The organism is Gordonia sp. UBA7860 (assembly GCF_002500165.1).
GTDB classification, from domain to species: Bacteria; Actinomycetota; Actinomycetes; order Mycobacteriales; family Mycobacteriaceae; genus Gordonia; species Gordonia sputi.
Genome location: NZ_DLSO01000078.1, coordinates 1 through 4580 on the forward strand (window position 1 = coordinate 1; position 4580 = coordinate 4580).

Sequence of the window (4580 nt, forward strand, 5' to 3'; positions counted from 1 at the left end):
GACTTTGCCGTGACCCTGGGGTCTCGCTGCTCACCGCGTTCTTCGCCGAACTACCCCTCGCTGCGCTCCTGATACTGGGCACCACGCGGATCATCCGCCTCAACGCCGTACGTCAGTGGCAGATGGAACCCCATGCGCCGCTGTGGGATCTACGGATGGCCATTGGCTGAGCGGTGCTCCTACCGGTCTGGGTCGACGACGAGCTCCACCTCGACTTCGTCTCCCGCGCCACGCCCTGTCTTCTTCCGGGTTTCGGCGTTGAACGACACGAGATACGTCGTCAACGAAAGTTGTCTTGCTGCAGCGCATTTTGCCTATCTGGCGCTTGGTTCCGCGCAGGATCGAGCCCAGTTCATGCCCGACGACCTGCACGATAGTGCTGAGCGTCGACGGTTTTCCGTCGCGGCAGCAGCAGCATTCGTCGCCGCGTATGGCGCCTGAGCTTGCACGGGGCATGCCGCGCGACAACACACTCGCGACGGCCTATACTACTTATCAGTTGTACAACTGATAAGTAGTGAAGATTGAAAGTAGGTGGTGATGGCAGCTCAACTAGGCGACACTTTTGCTGCCCTAGCCGATCCGACGCGACTGGCCATCGTCGAAACGTTGACCAGGGGCGACGCGACGATCAACGAGCTCACTGATCGGTCGACGCTCACGCAGCAGTCGATCTCCAAGCATGTCAAGGTGCTCGAAGACGCCGGCCTTGTGACGCGGACGCGAATCGGTACGTCACGCCCGTGTCATCTCGAAGTCCATCGACTCGACGCCGCCCAGCAATGGCTCGCAGGCCGTCGCGACGAGTGGGTGGCTCGACACGACAGGCTCTCCGAGCACTTGTCGTCCATCGTCGTACAGGGAAAAGGTCATGGCTGACGACACTTTCACAGTGCGGCGGATCTACCGTGCTCCAAGAGAACTCGTTTTCGCGTGTATGACCGAGCCCGAACACCTCACTCACTTCTGGGGTCCGACGGGGACGTCGACGCCGCTGGAGGCGATCGTCGTCGAGCTGCGCCCAGGTGGCGCCTTCGAGACGACGATGGTCAACGACGTCGACGGCTCGGAGTACCGGATGCGCGCCGAGTACACCGACGTGGAGGCCCCACGGTTTTTGGCCTGGCGTGAGGTGGACTCAGGGGTGCACACCTCGGTGACATTCGTCGACCTCGGCGACGGCACAACGGAAGTCGTCACTCATCAGCGAGGTTTGCCGCCGGAATTTCGCACGCCAGAGGCGAGGGCCGGATGGCAGACGGCGCTTGAACGTGGAGTCACGTACGTCGAAGACCTTGCCCGACAACCGAAAGAACTCTCATGAACATCTCGACCACCGACCTCCAAGCGCTCGTCGGCCCGCAACTGTCCGCGTTGGCTGATCTCCTCGACGAGCGCGCGAGGTCCTCAGAAAGGCCCGACACCATTGCTGACGCCGAAACGCTGTGCGCGGGATGGAGCGTGCGGCACGTCGTCGCACATATGACGATGGCCGCACGCTACGACGGCCCCGCCTTCATGGCGGAGCTGTCCGCGGTGGATGGCGACTTCGACAGGCTGTCGCGAACGATAGCGGACCGCGACGCGCGCCGACCGTTCGACGAACTACTCGACGACCTGCGCAGCGACACCATGGCCAGGTGGGCGCCACCGGGAGGCGGACCCACGGGCGCGCTGACCCATGCGGTGATCCACTCTGCCGACATCACCTTTCCGAATACGTTGCCGCGCAGCTCGTCTGATGACGCGACGCTGATCGTCCTCGACTCGCTCGCAGATGGAATCGCAGGTCGACAGTTCAGAGTGGATGTCGGCGATCGCACGCTTCGTGCAACCGATCTCGCGTGGTCGGTCGGTGACGGCGCCGAGGTGGTATCTCGTCCCGCGAGCGAGCTTGTGGCGCTGCTCGCCGGACGAGCGGTCGGCGGTCTCGATCTCAGGAGCTGATGAAGCATTGCGGCTCAGGCCGTTCCGATCACGACCACGTGTCGAGGTAGGCGCGATAGGTGCCGACCGGAAGCGTTGCGTCGTACGTCATTTCGCCCGACGGTGAGAACTCCGAAATGTGCGGAGCGGTACCCCAGCTCCCGAAGGTGTATCCGTCGGCCACTGCCTGGGCGTTGCCGGTGGCCGCGGTGGCCAGGCCCGCAGGATGTGCTTGGCGCCGAACGAGAGTCGCGGTGCGTCGAGTGCAGCATGGACAGGACGCGTGGAGTCGGGCGCTTACGCATGTGTGAGATCCCTCGGTAGATCGATGCGAACTCAAGGATCTTCGGGCGTTCGTGTGCTGACGACAAGCTCTCGCGCCGGGGGATTCGAACCAGTAATGCCGTCGTGTCCGGTTCGCGGAGAGGGGATTTGGGTCAAGCGTGCAAAAAGTACACGCCCTGTGCTCCGAGTAAGAGCGAGCTCACGCAACACCGCGAGCGAGTAAGTCCGATCACTCATCTGTGCTTCGGGCGCAGGTCGGCGTAGGGCGGAGTCAGCGAGCGCGCAGAAAACCACAGCCTTCCGGTGCTCCGCACGTACCGGTACATGCGCGCGCTGCGCGGGGTGTGGTTTTCTGCGCGGCGCCGACCCTGGGATCGGGGCCTGGGCAAGCTCACGCAACGCCAATGGCCCGGAGCCCAGCGGCAACACCTGCCGCCAGCAAGATCACCACGATCAGCGGTGCCTTGAGCAGTGCGGCCACCACCCCGGTGGCAACTCCCGCCGGCCGCGCCCATCCAGACAGGTCCTGCCCGGCGTAGAGAGCGCCGGTCGCGGCGACCGCAACAAGGAGAACCAGCGCGGCACGATCGATCAGCGCGCGCACTTTGTCCGACACGGTAATTCGCGAACGCAGAAGGGGGCCGGCCAAACGGAGTGCATAGGTGCCCGCAGCCAGCACCGCGACGGCGATGAAGAGTTGAGTTCCGTGCGTCATGGCGTACGCCCCACGCGTGGCACAGCACTGTCGACGGTTGAAGGTGCACTGCCGACAGTTGCAAGCGCACTGTCGACGGTTGCGTGCACGCTCTCGACGTCTGGGAGTGCACTGTCGACGGTTGCGTGCGCATTGTCGTCGGTGTCGCGGCGCGGGACGAGCAACCCGGCGCCGAGGCCTACGAGCGCCAGCAGCACTGGAACCCCGGCAGGAACGTACGGCGTTGCGGCGACGGCGATCACGGCGCCGACGACCAGTGAGGCGCCGAGTCGACCGCGCTCCGACCGCTGTCCGCGCAGTGCCGAGATCGCCAGCGCGCCAAGCAGTGCGGGGAACGCTGCGTCGAGTCCCAGTGTTTCAGGGCTCGAGATGACCTGTCCCGCAGCGGAACCCAGGGCGGCGCCTGCCGGCCAGGAGACCAGAACCCCGATGCCGCACCAGAGGAACGCTGCGCGTGCACGCTCGGCGTCGGAGGTGCCCGCGGTCAGGGCCGCGGTCTCGTCGTTCACCATGTGCGCACCGATGAGTCGGCGCACACCGGAGCCGAGGTAGGGGCCGACGGACAGCCCGTATCCCAGGTTGCGGGTGTTCACGAGCAACCCAGCGAGTGCCCCGACGATGGGCAGGCCTCCGGTGGCGAGAATGCCGACGAAGACGAACTCGCTCGAGCCCGCCATCACCACGCAGGCGATGGTGACGATCTGCCACCAACTCAGCCCGGCGCTGTGCCCGGCGACACCGTAGGAGCATCCGATGACGAACACAGAGAGCGCCATCACTGCCACGCTGCGCAGCGTGTCGTAGCCAAGTGTTTCCCATGACGAACGCATGACCACTATGATGAACATATGGGCACTGTTCGTCAAGATGAACACTCGGACGCTTCGTCGGACGACCACCTCGGTGGCGCTGCGGGTCGGTCCGAGGCTGATCCGACGGCGTCGGGCCCCACCGCGGTGATCGCAGCGGCGCTCAAGCGTGAGCGGGCGCGCGTGGGCCTGTCGATCGGCGAACTCGCACGGCGTGCGGGCATTGGAAAATCGACGTTGTCGCAGCTAGAGCAGGGTCTTGGCAACCCGAGTATCGAGACCGTCTGGGCTCTGAGTGAGGCGCTTGGCCTGACCTTCTCCGACCTCGTCGACACCCCGCCGCGTCGGGTGGAGGTGATCAGGTTCGGTGACGGACCGGCCATTCCGTCAGCGACCGCCGAGTACATCTCGACGCTGTTGTCCGCGGCGTCGCCGTCGTCGCGACGCGACATCTTCTTGCTGCGCGCCGAGCCGGGAGAGCCGAAGGTGTCGCGTCCTCATGCGCGCGGCGTCGTCGAACATGTCGTTTTGTCTGCGGGGAGGGCGTTGGTTGGACCTCTCGACGATCCGGTCGAGCTCCGGCCCGGCGACTACATCTCGTATCCCGGAGATGCCGACCATGTCTTCGACGCCCTGGAGCCTGGCACATTCGCGGTGCTGGTCAGCGAAGCTTTCTGATATTTCCGCCGCAACCACTTCGGGGCGCAAACGTGACTGCGCTCACCATGATTCGCTCACTCGGACGACCTCGCGTACGGTGTACATACTGGCGTGCACAGACATAGCCAAGGCGTCGTAGATCGCAATTCTCGCGGCGGGTCCCCCACATAGCCCGGGGTCGACCA

At 64.8% G+C, this 4580-nt stretch carries 8 protein-coding genes; 5 read left to right on the forward strand and 3 right to left on the reverse strand.

Features of this window, described 5'->3' with window-relative positions; translation table 11 throughout:
* Nucleotides 1-258: 258 nt before the first annotated feature.
* From B3T59_RS09985 to B3T59_RS10000, 4 genes are all read left to right on the forward strand, one after another.
* On the forward strand, nucleotides 259-441 hold the full coding sequence (locus B3T59_RS09985) for a hypothetical protein (RefSeq protein WP_251723022.1): 183 nt from the start codon (nucleotides 259-261) through the stop codon (nucleotides 439-441).
* Between the two features lie 99 nt (nucleotides 442-540).
* Nucleotides 541-879: an ArsR/SmtB family transcription factor gene (locus B3T59_RS09990; RefSeq protein ID WP_251723023.1), complete on the forward strand. Its 339-nt coding sequence runs from the start codon at nucleotides 541-543 to the stop codon at nucleotides 877-879.
* Entirely contained in the window at nucleotides 872-1324 is a 453-nt protein-coding gene (locus tag B3T59_RS09995) for an SRPBCC family protein (protein ID WP_251723024.1), read from the forward strand. Before B3T59_RS09990 ends, B3T59_RS09995 begins: the two co-directional genes overlap by 8 nt.
* Nucleotides 1321-1947: a maleylpyruvate isomerase family mycothiol-dependent enzyme gene (locus B3T59_RS10000; protein ID WP_287002143.1), complete on the forward strand. Its 627-nt coding sequence runs from the start codon at nucleotides 1321-1323 to the stop codon at nucleotides 1945-1947. Before B3T59_RS09995 ends, B3T59_RS10000 begins: the two co-directional genes overlap by 4 nt.
* 28 nt (nucleotides 1948-1975) lie before the next feature.
* On the opposite strand, the gene B3T59_RS10005 is transcribed toward B3T59_RS10000, so the two are convergent.
* The 3 genes from B3T59_RS10005 to B3T59_RS10015 all read right to left on the reverse strand — a co-directional run bounded on the left by B3T59_RS10005 (nucleotide 1976) and on the right by B3T59_RS10015 (nucleotide 3756).
* Entirely contained in the window at nucleotides 1976-2110 is a 135-nt protein-coding gene (locus tag B3T59_RS10005; protein WP_280985312.1) for a hypothetical protein, read from the reverse strand.
* 492 nt (nucleotides 2111-2602) lie between these two features.
* Nucleotides 2603-2926: an AzlD domain-containing protein gene (locus tag B3T59_RS10010; protein ID WP_287002144.1), complete on the reverse strand. Its 324-nt coding sequence runs from the start codon at nucleotides 2924-2926 to the stop codon at nucleotides 2603-2605.
* On the reverse strand, nucleotides 2923-3756 hold the full coding sequence (locus tag B3T59_RS10015; protein ID WP_287002145.1) for an AzlC family ABC transporter permease: 834 nt from the start codon (nucleotides 3754-3756) through the stop codon (nucleotides 2923-2925). The genes B3T59_RS10010 and B3T59_RS10015 overlap by 4 nt, the downstream gene beginning before the upstream one ends.
* Before the next feature lie 18 nt (nucleotides 3757-3774).
* On the opposite strand from B3T59_RS10015, the gene B3T59_RS10020 reads away from it, so the two are divergent.
* Nucleotides 3775-4413 carry a helix-turn-helix domain-containing protein gene (locus tag B3T59_RS10020; protein ID WP_287002146.1) on the forward strand — a complete coding sequence of 213 codons (639 nt, stop codon included), beginning with the start codon at nucleotides 3775-3777 and terminating at the stop codon, nucleotides 4411-4413.
* Nucleotides 4414-4580 lie beyond the last annotated feature (167 nt).